This is a genomic window from Thermogemmata fonticola (genome assembly GCF_013694095.1).
GTDB lineage: Bacteria > Planctomycetota > Planctomycetia > Gemmatales > Gemmataceae > Thermogemmata > Thermogemmata fonticola.
In genome coordinates this window covers 421,453-438,425 of sequence record NZ_JACEFB010000002.1, presented here as the reverse complement: position 1 = coordinate 438,425, position 16,973 = coordinate 421,453, and the positions used below count along the sequence as shown (strand labels likewise).

15 protein-coding genes and 1 other RNA gene are annotated in these 16,973 nt (G+C 60.0%); 8 read left to right on the top strand and 8 right to left on the bottom strand.

What is annotated here, in order from left to right; translation table 11 throughout:
* Positions 1-4 precede the first annotated feature (4 nt).
* Positions 5-444: RNase P RNA component class A (rnpB, locus tag H0921_RS05205), an RNA gene on the top strand.
* A gap of 142 nt (positions 445-586) precedes the next feature.
* Here rnpB and trpD read toward each other — a convergent pair.
* Positions 587-1,639, bottom strand: coding sequence for an anthranilate phosphoribosyltransferase (gene trpD, locus H0921_RS05200; protein WP_194536974.1), 1,053 nt, complete (start codon positions 1,637-1,639; stop codon positions 587-589).
* A 269-nt stretch (positions 1,640-1,908) separates the two neighbouring features.
* Here trpD and lexA point away from each other — a divergent pair, with 269 nt between their 5' ends.
* On the top strand, positions 1,909-2,550 hold the full coding sequence (gene lexA, locus H0921_RS05195; RefSeq protein ID WP_194536973.1) for a transcriptional repressor LexA: 642 nt from the start codon (positions 1,909-1,911) through the stop codon (positions 2,548-2,550).
* Positions 2,551-2,700: 150 nt separating this feature from the next.
* Here the strand turns inward: lexA and H0921_RS05190 are convergent, their stop codons facing one another.
* The 3 genes from H0921_RS05190 to H0921_RS05180 all read right to left on the bottom strand — a co-directional run bounded on the left by H0921_RS05190 (position 2,701) and on the right by H0921_RS05180 (position 5,921).
* A complete protein-coding gene (locus tag H0921_RS05190) occupies positions 2,701-3,864 on the bottom strand; it encodes a tetratricopeptide repeat protein (RefSeq protein WP_194536972.1) in 1,164 nt (387 codons plus the stop codon).
* A 73-nt stretch (positions 3,865-3,937) separates the two neighbouring features.
* Entirely contained in the window at positions 3,938-5,140 is a 1,203-nt protein-coding gene (locus H0921_RS05185) for a hypothetical protein (RefSeq protein ID WP_194536971.1), read from the bottom strand.
* 307 nt (positions 5,141-5,447) lie between these two features.
* Complete coding sequence (locus tag H0921_RS05180) at positions 5,448-5,921, bottom strand: fasciclin domain-containing protein (protein ID WP_194536970.1); 474 nt, start codon at positions 5,919-5,921, stop codon at positions 5,448-5,450.
* A 251-nt stretch (positions 5,922-6,172) separates the two neighbouring features.
* On the opposite strand from H0921_RS05180, the gene H0921_RS05175 reads away from it, so the two are divergent.
* From H0921_RS05175 to H0921_RS05165, 3 genes are all read left to right on the top strand, one after another.
* Positions 6,173-6,961 carry an ABC transporter permease gene (locus tag H0921_RS05175; RefSeq protein WP_194536969.1) on the top strand — a complete coding sequence of 263 codons (789 nt, stop codon included), beginning with the start codon at positions 6,173-6,175 and terminating at the stop codon, positions 6,959-6,961.
* Positions 6,962-7,196: 235 nt separating this feature from the next.
* On the top strand, positions 7,197-7,835 hold the full coding sequence (locus H0921_RS05170; protein ID WP_228499020.1) for an ABC transporter ATP-binding protein: 639 nt from the start codon (positions 7,197-7,199) through the stop codon (positions 7,833-7,835).
* Positions 7,836-7,892: 57 nt separating this feature from the next.
* Entirely contained in the window at positions 7,893-9,113 is a 1,221-nt protein-coding gene (locus tag H0921_RS05165; RefSeq protein WP_194536967.1) for a glycosyltransferase family 4 protein, read from the top strand.
* Positions 9,114-9,245: 132 nt separating this feature from the next.
* Here the strand turns inward: H0921_RS05165 and H0921_RS05160 are convergent, their stop codons facing one another.
* On the bottom strand, positions 9,246-10,229 hold the full coding sequence (locus H0921_RS05160; protein WP_194536966.1) for a CPBP family intramembrane glutamic endopeptidase: 984 nt from the start codon (positions 10,227-10,229) through the stop codon (positions 9,246-9,248).
* A gap of 103 nt (positions 10,230-10,332) precedes the next feature.
* On the opposite strand from H0921_RS05160, the gene trpC reads away from it, so the two are divergent.
* Positions 10,333-11,139 carry an indole-3-glycerol phosphate synthase TrpC gene (gene trpC / locus H0921_RS05155; protein WP_194536965.1) on the top strand — a complete coding sequence of 269 codons (807 nt, stop codon included), beginning with the start codon at positions 10,333-10,335 and terminating at the stop codon, positions 11,137-11,139.
* A gap of 24 nt (positions 11,140-11,163) precedes the next feature.
* Here trpC and H0921_RS05150 read toward each other — a convergent pair whose 3' ends face one another.
* From H0921_RS05150 to H0921_RS05140, 3 genes are all read right to left on the bottom strand, one after another.
* On the bottom strand, positions 11,164-12,102 hold the full coding sequence (locus H0921_RS05150; RefSeq protein WP_194536964.1) for an alpha/beta fold hydrolase: 939 nt from the start codon (positions 12,100-12,102) through the stop codon (positions 11,164-11,166).
* Positions 12,103-12,118: 16 nt separating this feature from the next.
* Positions 12,119-13,342, bottom strand: coding sequence for an AmmeMemoRadiSam system protein B (amrB, locus tag H0921_RS05145; RefSeq protein ID WP_194536963.1), 1,224 nt, complete (start codon positions 13,340-13,342; stop codon positions 12,119-12,121).
* Positions 13,343-13,794: 452 nt separating this feature from the next.
* On the bottom strand, positions 13,795-14,052 hold the full coding sequence (locus tag H0921_RS05140; RefSeq protein ID WP_194536962.1) for a hypothetical protein: 258 nt from the start codon (positions 14,050-14,052) through the stop codon (positions 13,795-13,797).
* Between the two features lie 614 nt (positions 14,053-14,666).
* Here H0921_RS05140 and H0921_RS05135 point away from each other — a divergent pair.
* Positions 14,667-15,575, top strand: a complete 909-nt coding sequence (locus H0921_RS05135; protein ID WP_228499018.1) for a large ribosomal subunit protein uL3 — start codon at positions 14,667-14,669, stop codon at positions 15,573-15,575.
* Positions 15,576-15,820: 245 nt separating this feature from the next.
* Complete coding sequence (locus H0921_RS05130; RefSeq protein WP_194536961.1) at positions 15,821-16,897, top strand: WD40 repeat domain-containing protein; 1,077 nt, start codon at positions 15,821-15,823, stop codon at positions 16,895-16,897.
* Positions 16,898-16,973: the final 76 nt, after the last annotated feature.

Sequence of the window (16,973 nt, the reverse complement as noted above, 5' to 3'; positions counted from 1 at the left end):
GAGGCGGGGCGGCGGGACGGTCGCCGCCTGCATCGGCAGGGGGAGGAAAGTCCGGGCTTCACAGGGCACGGTGATGGGTAACACCCACCCTCGGTAACGGTACCGGTAAGTCTCCCGGGCCGGGCCGCCAACGAGAGGGACAGTGCAACAGAAAGCATACCGCCGGCTGGGCCAGTCGCTGGGCTTTTTCGCCGCGATACTACCTGGCCGGTAAGGGTGAAAAGGTGCGGGGCGCAAGCCCTTAATGTAAGAGCGCACCAGCAGCGGGGCGACCCGCTGGCTCGGCAAACCCCACCGGAAGCAAGGTCAAGCAGGGGAGATGGTTGGCCCGACCGCTCGATCCCCGGGTAGACCGCTGGACCCTGCGGGCAACTGCAGGGCTAGAGGAATGACCGTCACCCGCTGCGGCGGGAACAGAACCCGGCTTATACGCCGCTCCGCTCACCCCTCCGGGATACCACGCTTCTCTATTCCCCGCTTCACACTCCGGTCCACTAATCCCATCCGATCTGCCGCATAAAGCTTCGATGCTTGCCAATGCACGCCGATCTCTATCGCTGGCCCGGAAATGTGGACTAAGCGAGGATTAGCGATCCGGGGCTTCGATCCAAGCGGCGCTCTGACAGAGTTGCTCCAGGACTGCTCGGGGCCTCCCCTGCCGTAGTGTGGCGATAGCTCGCTCCACCCCTTCGTGTAAGTCCGTCACCTGTTCGGCCACCCACAAAGCCGCAGCGGCATTGGCCGCCACCATCTTCCAGGCAGGTCCCTCTTTCCCCGCTAGGACTTGGCGGATGACCTGTGCACTTTCTTGGACATTGGCCGCCTGTATCTGCTCGCGTGAGACAACCCCTAAGCCAAAATCCTGGGGCTGCCAGAGGCGGGATTCGTACCCCTCTCCACGCACAAGGCGGACATGGGTCGGGGCCGACAGGCTCACCTCATCGAGTCCATCCTCACTCCAAACGACCAAAGCTTGGCGTGTCGTGCCCAATCGAGCCAGCGCACCGGCGAGGGGATCGAGCATTTCCGCTGCTCCCACGCCAAGCAACTGATACGGTGCACTGGCCGGATTGGCCAGAGGACCGAGAAGGTTGAAAAGCGTGCGCAGTCCCAGCTTGCGGCGCAAAGCAGCAACATGGGCCATGCCACGGTGAAACTGCGGGGCGTAACAGAAGGCAAAGCCGATGCGATCCAGACACTTCTGGGCCCATTCTGGCCCACCTTCAATGGGCACTCCAAGTTCGCGTAAAACATCGGCACTGCCCGACCGACTGGAGACCGCCCGGTTCCCATGCTTGACGACAGGCACCCCAGCACCGGCCACCACCAGAGCCGTCGCCGTGCTGATGTTAAATGTCCCGCTCTCATCGCCTCCCGTGCCACAGGTGTCCAACACCGGTCCCGATACGGGAGTCAGGGCGATCATCTGTTCCCGGAGCACCCCGGCGGACGCCGCCAGTTCCTCCGCAGTTTCCCCTTTCATTCGCAAAGCCACGAGGAAGGCGGCCCCCCACACTTCGCCCACTCGACCGGCCACCATATCCCGAACGGCTTCCACCATCCACGGCCCCGGTACATCCCGGCGAGCCAAAAGGTGCGCCATCACGTCCCCAAACCAGGGCGGCGGTTCCCGATTCACAGCCTCTCCTCCGGCAAATTCCCGAATCCTATCCTAAGTGTCCAGCCTGTATTGCGACCATCGCCTCCAGGGATGCGGCGGGCTTTTCCCCCACCACGATCCGCCTTTTCCGCACCGCCGAACATTTCTGGGCGAATTTTCCAGATTATACTTGTTTTCATCATGGACGTATGTTATAGTCTCTACAAGAACAGTATCCGTGATGACCGAAATCCGGGATCCACGGAACGCATTCGGTACTAGATTGGGTATGGCTGGAGGTACAGTCTATGGCAGAACAGGCTAAACTGACGGACAAGCAGCGGGCGATCTATCATTTCATCATTCGCCACATTCAGGAGAAGGGCTTCCCCCCTGCGATTCGGGACATTTGCGACGAGTTTGGGATCGCCTCGCCCAACGGGGTCATGTGCCATCTCAAGGCCCTGGAGAAGAAAGGGTACATTCACCGCAGTGAAAAAAAGAGCGAAAACAAGGGGAAGCGTCCGCGGGCGCAAGCCCGGGGTATTTCCATTCCGGGTGTGACCGCCGGGGGTTTTAGCCTCCCCTATCTGGGCGTCGTGGCAGCCGGTCAGGCCATCGAAGCCGAGAATATCCAGGAACGCCTGGAATTGCGAGACCTTTTCGGCGGCGATGACCTGTTTGTGGTCAAAGTCCGCGGCCACTCCATGATCGACGGCCACATCCAGGACGGCGATTATGTCGTCATCCGCCGCAAGGAATCCTGCGACAATGGCGATAAAGTCGTCGTCATGATCGACAAGGCCATGACCCTGAAAAAATACTTCCGCCGGCGGGACCAGATTCGCCTCGAACCGATGAACGACCAGATGGAACCGATCATCGTCAATCCTGCCAAACACGAAATCCAGATTCTGGGCGTGCTCGAAGGTGTCATCCGCAAGTATTGAGCGGCTGGCGTCTCCGGCTGCGTGGGTTTTTTCCTCCACGAACTGGTCTCCCGCCGCAACTTTGCCCGCTTCTGCAAGGCCGCGGGAGCTTGGCAAGGAAGCCGCCTTTACCAAGCCAAGCAAGGGTTCGGCTCCTAGCGGTTCCGGCAACTAGCGGTGGAGTGGCCCGCGCCCCCTACGGCGTGCTACAGCCCGTGCCAACGCTACCAAGGCCACGAGGCCGACAAGTACGAAATACAGGGCGATCGACCGCATGCTGATCGGCGCCGGCTCTTCGGGAGCGGCAGGTTCAGGCGAGGAGGGCCCCAGCAACGGTTCATCAGCAGGACTGCGGGATGCGGCCTGCCGCTGACGGAGGGTGTCCACCACGTGCCGGTGTTCCATGAGCAGGCGGCGGTTGCCATATTGCCTGCCCCAGGTGCAGGCATCGAAGATCTGAAAGGCGGCATCGACATTCCCCTCCGCCGCGTACAACTCGCCGAGCAGCCAGAATAGGCGCGTATCGCCGGGATACCAGAAGAGCATCTGCTGGACGATAGCCAAGGCATCCGGGGGCAACTTTGCTCGTTCTGCAGCAGCCAAGCGACCCGGTTCGTACTCGCCGTTATCATTGACAAAGCGCACCGGTTGCACTGAAGCCTGTCCACGTTCCGGCAAGGGAAACAGGCCGAGCACTTGCTCCTCTTCCGCCAAGCGGGCCAACTCCGCCGGCGTTTTCCCTTGGCGCTCTTCCGCCTCTTGCAGCCGCAAGCGGTAATAATGCGGCACATAGTCCCGGTCGAGTTTTTCCCACCACTCTCTCTGCCGCTCGTTCAAGCCAGGAACTTGGGAGGGGAAGCGGGCATCGAGCAATCCTTCCTGGTGATACCGGAGGGCAGTTTTCCAGTCCCCGCGTTCGGCGTAGATATGCCCCAGGACGATAGCCACGAAGTAATCAGGGCGGGGGTCGCGCAGCCGGGGAGACAGGACATTTAGGGCCGCGTCGATCTTCCCCAGCCGCAGCAGGTCCGCCGCTCGCATCGCCGCTTCCCGACCGTTGGAAGCAGGTTGCTGGCCCCACTGTTGGACACGCTGGAGAAATGCCTGCCGATCCGGATTGGGCTGTCCGTCCCGCAACCGCTCATCCCGCACGTTCATCAAGATGCCTAAGCGGCGGTAAAACTCCTCGAACGGCAACGGATGAATTCCGCTGCTATCTCCCACCACAAAACGCGGATCCTCCGAGGGTAAGGAGGCCCGGCCCCTTCCCGCCCCGCTGATTCCCACGATGACCGCCGCCAGCAGGCTGACCCACCGCTGCCATCGCTCCATCATGAGCGTCTCCTTTTGGCCGTTTCCTCCCAGAAGCATTGTAGCGATCTCGGCACTTCCTCTGGGCTTGATGGCCTTAGCGATCGGCCTTCTTGCCTGCCGCCGGGGGAATCGGTCCTTGCGCATGCTTCCAGTCACTGGCGGCATAGCGAATGTCCCGCAAATGCGGCGTGGTTTGGCGCTGCCCCTTTTCGTACCGGCTGGTCATGGCGGCATCGAGAATCCCCGTCGTCAACAGCGTCCTTTCCACGGGATAGGGGGGATGAGTAGTCTGCATGAGATGGTCGATCGCTTTCGTCAGTTCGGCAAAATGGGCAAATGGGTCGGGTTGCTGCAAGTAAAATTGGCACACGTCCGGATCAGCCGACCCACGGCGCAGGCCGGCAAAGTAGAAAGACCCGCCCTCGTTCTCATAAATCCAACCATTGGGCATGACCACGAAGGCACGCAAACCATCCCGGTACTCGATCTCGAAGATAGCCGCATCCCTAGCCCGCTGGCTCACTTGGCGGATGTCTCCCCCGGCGTGATAGCGGACCAACGGCACTATGGCCTCCAGCAATCGTTTGGCCCAGGGGAACTCATCGAAGCGCTGCCACATGGCCGCACCAAAATGACACGTGACCGCCACGACGCCTTGTTCCGTGCCATTGCCCGGCAAGCGCCGCCGTTCGACCATGCACTGCAAACCTTCCAGAGCGTGGAAGCCATACCCTTCCAGCGGTCCGTAGCCGACCTGCACCGCCCCTACCAGCTCGCACCCCTTCGGCAACGTCAGGTCCGGTTTCCGCCAGGTCACCGGGATCGAGGAACCCGCCAGCAGAGGTACCATCAGCTTACGGGCCTGCTCGTACATCCAGTGGGCATCCTCCCACGTCGCTGCCAGATGCTTGTCATTGAACACCGGTACGCTCCGCCCTGTTCGGGAAAACACCGCACAAATTTCCGCAAAGAACCGACGGCGCGGATAGAGGATTTGACCCTTGTCATTGTGCGGATATTTCCCATGCTCCCCGATGGAGAGCACTCCGTCCACCTCCAGCTTGTCCCCTCCCAAAGTCAACGCTTCCGCAATCGTCGCACACAGGCGGAACCCGTGTTTCTTGGCCAGGTCCCGACTCATGTCGTTTTTGGGGACCTGATCAGTATAAAGCGAGACCAACTCCATGCCAGGCCGCCCGCCGCCGGGATAGCCATCCAACAGATTCCGCAGAATCACATCGGCATGGGACCAGCGGCGATACTCCGTCACGATCGCGGCGATACGCTTCGGCTTCATAAACTTCCTCCTCTCCCTTCAGATTCGCGCTTTGCGGTGTTTCTACACTCCGCTGCGGTATCCGTGCGGGCGCGAGCTTCCCTGGGGTGGGGCTAGCTGCCATCACAGGCAGCAGTGGGTGAAGGGCAGCGGGGCGGCGGAGGGCTATTCATCTCCAGACTACACACCTTCTGCCGATAGGACAGGAAAAAATAGCAAACAGAAGAGAACCAAAAAAGAAGCCAGCTTGGCTTCAAGCCAGGCCGGCCTTACGAAAGGGAGGGGGTAAGATTGCAAGCCGCGGGGATTCGACCAGTCCCGAAGGGACTTACTTGGGCAGGAGCACTTTGTCGATCACATGGACCACACCATTGCCCGCGAGCAAGTCCGCCTTGATCACCTTGGCTTCGCCGATCTTCACTCCACTCTTGGTGTCGATCTTGAAGCCGTTCACCTCTTGGCCATCGAGCTTCAAAACATCCGCCGCCTTCGCTTCCTTCCCGACAATCACGTGGGCGAGCAGAATCTTCTTGAGCAAGTCCTTGTCCGCAAGCACTTTCTTGATGGTATCCTCACCCAAGGCCTTGAAGGCATCATCCGTGGGGGCGAAGACGGTGAAGGGCCCCTTTCCCTTGAGGGTGTCCACCAATCCCGCCTCCTTGACCGCAGTCAGCAGGATCGTGTGGTTTTGGGAGGACGCCACAATGTCGGCGACAGTGGCGGGTTTGTCATCCGCCCAGACTGTTGGAACAAAACCCCAGCCAGCAATGGCAGCGGCAGCAACGGCACACAAGGCACGCATCTTCAAACCTCCTGAAACAGGTACATGGGTACTGACAGCCGCTCGATCTTGAACCAGAGCGGCAAAATATCCATAGGCGCCTTTTGTCGTGCCCGTCCAATTCGAGGGCTTCCTTCGGGAAAAAGCCGAAAGATCGCTGGGAGAAATTGGCCGTAGCGTGGGAAAAATTGGCCTTGGCGAATGTGGGAACTATCGGGTAACGTACCACCTTTGAATACAACGCTGCTCGATCCGGGACGGTGAGGCGAAGTATGATGCAGCATCTGGCGGCAGTGTGGCGCTACCGCTACTTCCTGTTGGCCTTAGTGAAACTGGATTTGCGTCAACGTTACCGGCGGTCCGTGTTAGGAATTGGCTGGTCCTTACTCCATCCCATCGCCATGACGGCGGTGTTTACAGTGGTGTTCAGCAATTTGCTTGGCGGGGGCGAACCAACCCGCTATGCGGCCTCTGTCCTGGCTAGTCTCGCGGTATGGGGCTTCCTGCGAGATTCCGCCCTGCACGGCTGCCGCACGTTCCAAGCCAACGAAGCCTATATTCGCCAAAGCCCCTTGCCTTACACGATTTACACACTGCGTACCGTTCTGGGTCAGGCCATACATGCCTTGATTGCTTTAGGTGTGGTATTTCTCATGGTTGCGGCTTTTCAGCAGGAAATCCGTGTGCTTTTCCGTGTCGTTTTCGTCTTACCGGCATTGGCAATTATCTTTTTCTGCGCCTGGTCGGTAGCGACAATCGCAGCCTACGTCAATGTTTATTTCCACGATACTGTTCATCTTTTGGAAGTGGGCACCCAATTCCTCTTTTTCCTCACACCCATTATGTATAGTCGACGGCTTCTAGACGATAAAGACCTCGGTTGGGTCGTCGATGCCAATCCCGTGTACTGGATGCTCGAGATGGTACGTTACCCCTTGTTGACCGGACTATGGCCGCCCCCGAATCTGTACTTCCTAGCGAGTGGTTTCACCCTGCTGCTGGCGGCTTTGGCCCTGGGTGTTGTCGCCTGGCTCCACAAACGCTTGATCTTCCATCTGTAATGGATAGCGCGTGTTACTCGCTACCACATAAGGTACTCTAACTTATACTTACATACTAAAACCTTAGAATGCTATGTTTTATCTCTCCTAAGGAAGATAACCTATGCCTTCCATAGTAGTTGAAGATGCATCTATCGAATTCCTAGTTTATAAGTATCAGAAAGTAAGTTTCAAAGAATATATAGTGCGTGGTTTATTCAGGAAATCCCTCAATCCTCCAGTTAAGATCCGTGCTTTGTCCCGTATCAATTTCACCGCTCAGGAAGGGGAGCGGATTGGTGTGATCGGCCATAATGGCGCCGGCAAGTCTACACTGTTGAAGATGCTGGCAGGGATTTATCCGCCCACGCAAGGCCGCTGCCACGTAGAGGGACGGATTTGTTCACTCTTCGACATTACGTTAGGTTTTGAGCCAGAGGCCAGCGGCTGGGAAAACATTGTGTATCGCTCCTATTTGCAAGGGGAAACCCCGGCGACCTTGCGCGACAAAATTGAGGCGATCGCCGCGTTTTCTGAGTTGGGAGAGTTTTTGTCCCTGCCGGTGCGGAACTACTCGGCGGGTATGCGGATGCGTTTGGCTTTTTCCATTGCGACGGCGGCGAATCCGGAAATCCTCCTCATCGATGAGGTCCTCGCCGTGGGCGACATGGCTTTCCAGCAGAAGGCGAGAGCGCGGATGCGGGAATTGATGTCCGCCTCGCGCTTGATGGTCCTGGTGTCCCATGATCTGAACACGATCCGGGAAACCTGCAACCGCGTCTTGTGGTTGCGGCGGGGGGAAATTGTCATGGCCGGACCGAGCGAAAGCGTCATTGAAGCCTACACTCAAGCAATGGCTGAACGCGCCCACGCGCAGCCGGCCCGTGCCGCCTGAAGCGGTTGCATGTGTTTCAGCAGTAATTTGCGATGCAGTCGGTGCGGGAAATAGCTTATGCGTGTTCTGTTCAACGGAGCTTCTGCCTTACGGCGACGCACGGGGGTCGGACATAGCGCTTGGCATCTTTACCACGCCTTGGTCCGCCTCGCCCCGCAGGACCACATTTGGCTTTACCCTGGAGTGTGGTGGCACCGCCGCTTGGCCGGCTTCCGGCAAGCCGTTGCATCTCCCCAAGTTTCCCGGCCGGTCTCTCGTCTGCTCTCCGCTCCGGCTCCGAAATGGCTGCGACAGTGGAGCTGGCAGCTTGCCCGCGGGTTTTACGCCGCCCACTTTCATTTGGCCGCCCGGCTCGGCCGCTTCGACTTGTATCACGAACCCAACCTCGTGCCGTTCGCTGTGCCGACCCCGACGGTGGTGACAGTACACGATCTGTCCGTGCTGCTCTATCCGCAGTGGCATCCACCGGAGCGGGTCCGACGGCATGAAGCGGCTTTTGCACGGGGTGTGGCACGCGCTGCTCACATTCTGGTCGATTCCGAAGCGGTGCGACAGGAGGCCGTGCGCCACTTGGGCGTTTCCCCCGCCTGCATCACCACCATCTATTGCGGGATTGCAGAGCATTTTCGGCCTGCCAGCTCCGAGGCCATCGCGGCCCTACGCCAGCGCTGGCACTTGCCGCCGCGCTATCTGCTCTACGTCGGCACCATCGAACCGCGTAAAAACGTCCTGACACTCCTGCGAGCCTATTGCGACTTGCCGCCCACGGTCCGCGAGCACTGCCCCTTGGTCCTCGGAGGTCTGTGGGGCTGGAAATCCGAACCGGAGCGGCAATTTTGGGAAGAAATCGGGCAACACCGTGGGGTCCGCTACCTCGGTTACGTGGCGGATGAGGACCTGCCGGCCCTGTACAGCGGTGCCACCGCATTGCTCTACCCGTCCTATTACGAGGGGTTCGGCCTTCCGCCTTTGGAAATGATGGCCTGCGGCGGAGCTGCTATTATTTCCACGGCGGCCTCGCTTCAAGAGATCGCCGGTGGCAATGCCGTCGCACTGGACCCTCATGATCTCCCCGCTTGGCGCAAAGCTATGGAGCGGACCATCCGCGAGCCAGATTGGTTGGAGGACTATCGTCGCCGGGGACCGCACTACGCCGCCGCCTTTCGCTGGGACCGAGCCGCGAAAACTGTCCTCGAGGTTTATCACCGCATTCTGAACCGCCCCCTCAGCGAAACAATTGACGACTTGACACAAAGCCAGTCCCGGCAAGCCGCCTGATGATCAATCCCCGTTTGACCCAACGCCCACCATTCCCGGCAGGCCGCCTGGCGGGCCGGCTGGCTACCGCACGACTTTCTGCCTTCCCGGCATACCTTTCCGTGCACCCTTGCCGTCAGTATTAGCCGTGGATCATGAGCCAAAGATCAAAAGGTAAAGTGTCGATACGGCATTGAAGAAGGCATGGAGCAAAGCGGGGCAGAAGAAGCCGCGAGTCCAGACTGCTAGCCATCCCAAGCCGAGGCCCAGAACGAACAAGGGGAGCGGTGACGGCCAGACGGCACTGTGGAACATGGCAAACACGACGGCCGAGGCATACACGGCACACCAATGGCGGCGGTGGCGAAGCGGAATCCGCTGGAGCACCACCAGGCCGAGAGCTAATAGACCGAGAAAGATCACCGCTTCCCAGTGAGGGCAGTTCCACGCAGGCCAAAGAGCAACTCCGACCACCACCCACGCTCGTTGCTGGGCTGTTAGCGTCAGCCACGCTCCCTCGGATAGGGTTCGCCGCCGTTCCGTCCGTGCTGCTAGAAGCCAGGGCAACACCAGGCCGCGCATGACGCACTCCTCGACCCAGGGGGCCGCCACGCATGCTTGTAAAACCAGGAGGAGAGCATTCCGCGGCACCGAGACATCCAACTGGGTCAGGGGGTGTTCTTTGGGTTCCCCGCCGAGTTGGCTGTAGGTCCAATCGATGAGGCCATTGAAACCGAGCACGAGGGGTGCGAGCAGGGTCCACGCTCCGGCAGCCAGAGCCAAGCGGGCCGGCCAGACTCGGCGAAGCGACTCGGACGGAGGCACCTCAATCCGAGACAGGAGATTCCGCTGAAAGAAGAGGAAAAATAGCACCTGCAAAGGAAAGGCCCACACCGGGGCTTCCCAAACCGACAGGCCCGTCAGTAATAGCAGCGCGGGAATGGCCTGTATCACGAGGATCCCGGCCAACAAATCCAGGCCGGTCCAGGAGAATCGCCAAACGCGGGCTGGCGGCAGCAGGGGTACTTCCCGCCGCTGAGAGAGCTTCCAGGCCAGCAGACCCGGCAAGAGGACCCCCACCGCGGTGAGGCTGCCCGCCAACAACATCCCACCGATTTGCTCGACCCCTTCCCCCATGCTCGCCGGCCTCAGCGGCCACCCCCTGATGCCCAGGGCAGCTTCCCATACTCTAGAAGAAGAAACAGGAGCACTGCTTCACCCTGCTACTGGATGGAGTGTCATGCCGAGCATTCTCGATCGTATCCTGCAAGTCAAGGCGAGGCAGGTCGAGGCGGCCCGCGAACGACTCCCTCTCGTGGAGCTGGAGCGCCGCTTGGCTCACTTGCCGCCCTGCCGGGATTTTACCGCCGCACTGCGAACCGCCTCTCCTCTTGCTGTGATCGCAGAAATCAAGAAGGCGTCACCCTCCGCTGGGGTCATCCGGGCGGACTTCGACCCTCTGGCCATCGCCCTAAGCTACCAGCGGCACGGCGCCCATGCCCTTAGCGTATTGACCGAGGAGGAGTTTTTTCAGGGCAACTTGGAGGTCCTCTCACGCGTCCAGCAGCACGTCCGGCTCCCCGTGCTCCGCAAGGATTTTATCTTTGATCCCTACCAGCTTTGGGAAGCAAGAGCAGCGGGTGCGGATGCGGTCCTGCTCATTGCCGAATGCTTACCCGGTTCCCAATTGCAGTACCTCTACCAGCAGGCAACGGCCTTGGGAATCCACGTGCTCCTGGAGCTGCACGATGCCCAAGAGTTGCCACGGGTCCTTGATACCGGCGCCCCGGTGATCGGCATCAACAACCGCGATCTGCGGACCTTTGTGACGCGTCTGGAACACACCCTAGACCTGCTGCCCCGCATCCCGCCGGATCGGATCGTCGTGAGCGAAAGCGGCATCAGCACACCGACGGATGTGGAGCGGCTCCGCCAGGCGGGGGTTCGTGCCTTGCTCATCGGCGAATCCCTGATGCGTGCCTCGGACCCCGGCTTAGCTCTGCAGCGTTTACTCATGAATGCCACCTCCGCTAACGCCTCTGTCTGATGAGACTGCCTACCGCCGGGAAACTCATTGTGGCAGGTGTTGATGCAAAAAGTTCTCGATGACCTCGGCCATGATTTGCGGATGGCTGTACTGGGGATAATGGCCGCAACCGGGGATTTGGGCCCGCTGACAACAGGGGAGGCCTTCCTGCAACTGCTGCCAGCAGTCCGGCGGAACCAGACGATCCTGATCCCCCGTAATGAGTAGCACCGGCTGATGAATATCCGGCAACAGAGGGCGCAGGTCGCTTTGGGCAATGGTCCAAGCCCGCCAGGCCGCCGCGGCGATCGGAGTGTGAGCCGCATGGCGCAAGTAGGCCGCCGTGACTGAGGCGGGAAGCTGCCGGGTCATCACCGGTTCTAGGAAACACATAACTGCGGCGTGGAGATTCGGCCAATCGCCAAACCAGCCAGGCAAGCGGCGACCCCACCGGGCCAGCTCTCTTTCCCACCGGCTCAACGGACGCCAGGCAAAGCCGTTTTGCAGGATTCCCCAGCGGCACCGCTGCGGCGCGTGACGCAGAACATGCAGGCAGATCAGAGAACCAAACGAGGACCCCACAACCGCGGCTTCAGCAAATCCGAGGTGATCAAGCAGAGCGAGCAGGTCCGCAGCATAGTCGGACAAGCGATACCGCGACAGATTCGCGCCATCGCGGCAGCCATCCGGCAAGGCATAGGCCACGCAGCAAAAGCGCTCGCGCAATTCCTCCATGACCATGATGAAAGCCTGCGGAGCATCGGCCATGCCGTGGATGAAGACGAGCGGCCGTCCCTGACCCCAGGTGAAATAGCGGAGCTGATAGCGGCCCGTCCTGATTTGCCCGTGGCGAACCTGTTGCCGGTAGTTCTGCCAGGCTCGAAGGTACTGCTCTGCTGTCACGTGGTAGGCCGCTAGAGTGATCGCGCCGTCGGTACCGCTCTCGTCCTGGCAGTGCCCTGTCGGCGGGTGAGTTGCGAGCACAGAGTGCCTGGCCAGTTCATCCGAAGAAGGCTGCGGCAGCGAAACTGACACTTTCGTACCCTTCCGGATGCACGTACTGCTGGTAATGCAACGTCTGGCCCCGTGCCGGTTGCGCTACCTGCAATGTCAGCCATGTCGGGGACAAACCGCAGATACGCCGGGCGTTTCCTTCCGCCGCGATCGTCTGGAAAAACCGGCGGCTGTCCGCCGTTTCCAAGGCCTGGAGCACCGCTTGATCCTTCTGCCGGCTGTCGGCCAGCCAGGGAGCATCCACCGGGCGGGGGTCGTCAAACTTAGGGCCGATGTGGGCCAAATCACCGCTGATCACGTAGCACACCGGTTCCTTCGATTGCTCCTCCACCTGCCGCAATACTTTCACCATGCGGTCGATGTCTTCCTTAGCCGAGGGGTCCGCCTGCTCCTCGACACAATCCTGCATGCTGCCGACCAACAGCGGCACGATCTTGAAAGGGCGCCTTTGCCCCAACAGGAATTGCAGGAGCACCACTTCCAGTTCGATCGAATGCTCCGGTGCATGGGCCAAGGGGTCTGCAAAAACGCCGTCACCGTAGGCCTCAGCAATCCGCTGGACGTAATCTCGATCGGTTTCGACGACACCGAGAGGCGTCTCGAAATGCTGCTCGGTAAGGGAGAAACGGGCAGGAGAGTAGTGCGAGGTGCCGATGATCACAAACACACTGGCGTCAGTTCGTTCGAATAGCTCCTTGAAGCCGTGGCCATAGGTGATGTTGCCGCGGGTGTAATCCATGTGGGGCACGAGCACAGCACGCAGGCGGGAGGAGGACGAAGCCTTTTCTTCGCGGGGCAAACCAGGTCCGCCATCGGCTACGAACAGTTCAGTCAGTTGCTCGCGCAAGGGTTCCGGCTCCGCCTCGTAGGTTCCAATACAAATCGGTTTGCGGATCGGCCCACGGACCTGATTCCAAAAGCGCGGCGAGTCCAAAAGTAAGGCCTCATCTAAGGCCTTTGCCAGCATAGCGATCGCTTCGCCATCCACGCGGATCTGCGGAAATTCCACATTCAATTGGAAGGCGATCTCGTAGGGGGAACGGCGGCCATCGAAGCGATCCACCGCCGCCAGTGCCGCCGCGGACAGGACCACCGGCTTGCCGATTCGGAGCGGATCGAAGAGCACGAATTCCCCGTATCGATGGGGCTGAGCGGCCAAACCCGCCCGTAACTTAGGCCGTTCCCCTGTCGAACTTTCCACCGCTGCCATCAATCGAAGCCTCCCCGTTGCCTCATTCCTGGGCAGAATAAGATCATACGTTGGCTCTTCTCACACGCCGGTCTGTAGCGATTCTCACGTCCCCAAGCGACCGTTGTCAAGTATAGTGCACTCCCTCCTGGGTTGGCCGTTGCGTCCCAAAGTTGGGTTGGCTGTTGCGTCCAAAAATACTACTCCCCATTCTCATCGATGCCTTCCCCGCCGGGAACCGTCTCACTCCCACCGCCTCGGACAATCCGGGACAAGGTGGACAATCCCTTAATGACGGGAAATGACGGGAAGGCAGTGGAAATGACAGAACAGAACCAGCGGCGATGGCGGCGGAAAGGCGGCTACACGCAGAGCGGTAAATCCGTGGAATTGGCCGGGCCAGCCCGATGGTGTGCGCCGCGGGGAGCGAAACGGAGGGTACGCCATCGTCAGCGATCCAAAATGGGGCACCATCAGCGGCCAATGGGAGACGGGCGGTCGGCATAGGTTTTCGGACCGACCCGGAAGTCATCCTCGATGACGGTCAAGCGCTCCCGCCCGCGCCGCTGCTGTTCGTCAATGGTGTAACCCGGTGCGTCAGGCCGGCCCAATTGCCGCACTTCCCGCGGCCCTAGAAAGCGGTTGCAGCCGCTCGCCACAACCAGCCCCAACAGTCCCAACATCGCCCAGCCACACCAGCCGCTCGCCCGGACCATCCTTCGCCCGCTCATGATCCCTCTCCTGACAGCCATCCAACAGCGATCGGATCAACTCAATAGCACCATCGCCGCGATCTGACCAGAGGATTCAGCCGAATCCCTGTCCCCGCTCCCACATTGTCCCTTGTTCTCGGATTTTCCCGCAGTAGCGGAACATTTTTCCTCAGCGGCACGCTTCCTACTTCAACTCTGCACAAACGCAGCGCAACTCCTCACAGGCTCGCGCCACCTGCAACAGCTCTGCGAGCTGTCGCGCAGCGCTATAGGCACCTGCTGTGCCCTCTGATCTTCAATCTCCTGGGACCGAGAAACGAGACAACAGATGACTGATCGACGTGACCGGTGGTGATCGGGGTGCGAAAACACACCTCTCGTGCCCCAGCTTCCCGGCCCATTCACTCTCCCAAAGAGGATCTGCATGCAGCCGAACGAAGGGGCGAAGAATCGGGGGGCGGCTCCGACTCTCGCCGAATGGCGGCGGGGCCATAGAATGCCTTTTCCCGAAAGGTTTGCGGCCCATTCGGCCCTCTCGAAAGCAAGAGGCAGCAGGCTGATGCGTGGGGCGGTCCCGTTCGCAGGCCAGCCGGATGACCCGCAATGAACCGTTACTGGCGTCGAGGTGTTCCATGTCTGTCGGACTCTTGGGAACAAAGATCGGCATGACGCAGGTGTTCCAACCAGATGGAACTGTGGAACCGGTCACAGTTCTGCAGGTTGGTCCCTGCCCGGTGTTGCAGATCAAGTACCCCACCGCGAAGGGAGAGAATGGGGAAGAGGTCGTCAAGGACGGTTATGCCGCGATTCAACTCGGTTACAAGGACAAACCCCGTAAGCGGGCGACACGTCCCGAACAGGGCCATGTAGCGGCAAACCTCAAGTCGAAGCGGAAGGAAGCCCGCCTGAAGGCCGGTGTGGTCCTGCCCCCTAAGGCGGACTGCGAACCGCAGAGGTATATTCGCGAGTTCCGTTTGGACCGGGCGGGGGCCTTTATTACCCGGCTACACGAGATCGGGCCAGCAGAAGCGAAGATCACGGTGGAACGCATTCGCGTCACGGGGGAGGGAGCCAACAAAAAGTACGAAGCTTACACCGAGGATATGACTTTCAAGGTCGGCCAAGTCCTGACGTTGATGGACGTTTTCAAGGATGTGCCGGCGGTAGATGTCACTGGCATCAGCAAGGGGCGCGGCACGGCGGGTGTGATGAAGCGGCATGGTTTTGCGGGATTGCCCGCCTCCCACGGCGCCAAGAAGGTCCACCGCCAAGCAGGCTCGACAGCCTCGCATGCCAGCAACCGCGGCACCGGCCGGCCAAAGAAAGGCCAGCGGCGTGCCGGACGCTATGGCCACGAGCGGGTCACTATCCGCAATCTCGCGGTAGTCCGCTTGGACCCCGATAACCACCTCATGCTCGTCCGTGGCGGCATCCCTGGCCCTAACGGCGGGCTTGTTCTCATCCGCCCGACCAACAAGGTCGGTCCTGGTTCTCCCAAAGCGAAAACACGCAAAGTCGAAGCCCCCGCGAAAACCAAGTAAACGGAAAGTTTCCGCTTCAACAAACCCATCTCCTCCAAACCGCGCCCGCTTCCCCCCTCGCCTCTCTGCGGTAACTGGTCCTTTCTGTCCAGGCACCCCGCGCTCAGGCCGGGTATTTTTCATGATGGCAGCCACCTTAGCGTGTACATTGCCTCCAAGGAGGCATCACGGGTGCTTCCCAAGGGGGCATCACGGGTAATTCAGGGTAGCTGGTCTTTGTTGGAAATGGCACCGGAGGTGGAGTCATGCGTCGAGGATCAACTTGGGGTGTTGTAGGAGCCATCCTCGGCTGCTTCTACTTGATGTCGTGGGGAAGTTTTTGCTGGGAGAGCCAAGCTGCTCGCCAAGCTCCCCCGGCGCCGATTCGCAAGCTGACGGGACATCGGGGCGGCATTACGTCGATGGTGTTTCATCCCCAAGGAGCTTGGCTGGCCGTCGGGGGGGGAAACGGCGATATTCGCCTCTGGAGTTTAGCCAACGGCGAACTCCTGGCCCGCTTGCAGGACCCGCGCGAAGGAGGGGCACGCATCAGCCATTTGGGCGTCTCGGCGGAGGGACGGTATTTGAGCATGACCTCCCGTGCCAGCGTCGTTGTCTGGGACGTTTCCGATCTTAAAAAAATCACGATCCGTTATGAGGACACCTACAATCCCAACCCGGACTTGATCGGCACGATCACAGGCGACGGCAAACTCTGTTTTGTAGCGCGCCGGGAAGGAACCGAAGGACGCTTGCAAGCGTATTCCCTGGTCAATCGCTCCCTGTTCGAGTTGCCTTTGCCTGCCGGTGCCCATGTCGTCGCCATCGCTTCGATTCCCGATCGGGAAAGTACACTGACAGCCGCTTACTGTGCCGCGGGACCCAAGGGGGAAGCCGGCCGCATCGTCTTGGTCGGTTTGGGCGACACCCGGGTGTTGGACAAAGATGTTCCGGCTCCGGGGTTAGACGATCCCATCAGCATCAGTTTCTCCACAGACGGACGGTGGCTCGTGGCTAACAATGCGACGCAAGTGTCTCTGTGGCGCGTGCCGGGCAGCCAAGTCATTCGTGGACCGGCTCAGATTCTGCCCCTCCAGGCTCTAACGGCGGCTGTCGGTCCCAACAATCGCCTCGTTGTGGCTACCAAGGATGAAGATGATGATTATGTCACCCTCCAATTTTTTGATCTCAGCGGTCCATCCCCTCAACTTCTGGGGCAGCAATCGACCACCATTCCGTGGGTTTCCGCCCTCGCCTTCTCCCCCCGTGAACCCCTGCTCGCAGTCGCGGACGACGAGGAAGGTACGGTCGAATTGCATCCCGTCCCTTTTATGAAAAAATAGGCTCCATTACTGCCTTGATACAGAATATCATTTCGGATGTGATTTATGGGGGGGCTTGGATCATACGAAATCAGCC

Coding starts and splice junctions, on each gene's coding strand:
- lexA (WP_194536973.1), top strand. CDS start 1,909: ATGGCAGAACAGGCTAAACTGACGGACAAGCAGCGGGCGATCTATCAT.
- H0921_RS05190 (WP_194536972.1), bottom strand. CDS start 3,864: ATGATGGAGCGATGGCAGCGGTGGGTCAGCCTGCTGGCGGCGGTCATC.
- H0921_RS05185 (WP_194536971.1), bottom strand. CDS start 5,140: ATGAAGCCGAAGCGTATCGCCGCGATCGTGACGGAGTATCGCCGCTGG.
- H0921_RS05180 (WP_194536970.1), bottom strand. CDS start 5,921: ATGCGTGCCTTGTGTGCCGTTGCTGCCGCTGCCATTGCTGGCTGGGGT.
- H0921_RS05175 (WP_194536969.1), top strand. CDS start 6,173: ATGATGCAGCATCTGGCGGCAGTGTGGCGCTACCGCTACTTCCTGTTG.
- H0921_RS05165 (WP_194536967.1), top strand. CDS start 7,893: ATGCGTGTTCTGTTCAACGGAGCTTCTGCCTTACGGCGACGCACGGGG.
- H0921_RS05160 (WP_194536966.1), bottom strand. CDS start 10,229: ATGGGGGAAGGGGTCGAGCAAATCGGTGGGATGTTGTTGGCGGGCAGC.
- trpC (WP_194536965.1), top strand. CDS start 10,333: ATGCCGAGCATTCTCGATCGTATCCTGCAAGTCAAGGCGAGGCAGGTC.
- amrB (WP_194536963.1), bottom strand. CDS start 13,342: ATGGCAGCGGTGGAAAGTTCGACAGGGGAACGGCCTAAGTTACGGGCG.
- H0921_RS05140 (WP_194536962.1), bottom strand. CDS start 14,052: ATGAGCGGGCGAAGGATGGTCCGGGCGAGCGGCTGGTGTGGCTGGGCG.
- H0921_RS05135 (WP_228499018.1), top strand. CDS start 14,667: ATGTCTGTCGGACTCTTGGGAACAAAGATCGGCATGACGCAGGTGTTC.
- H0921_RS05130 (WP_194536961.1), top strand. CDS start 15,821: ATGCGTCGAGGATCAACTTGGGGTGTTGTAGGAGCCATCCTCGGCTGC.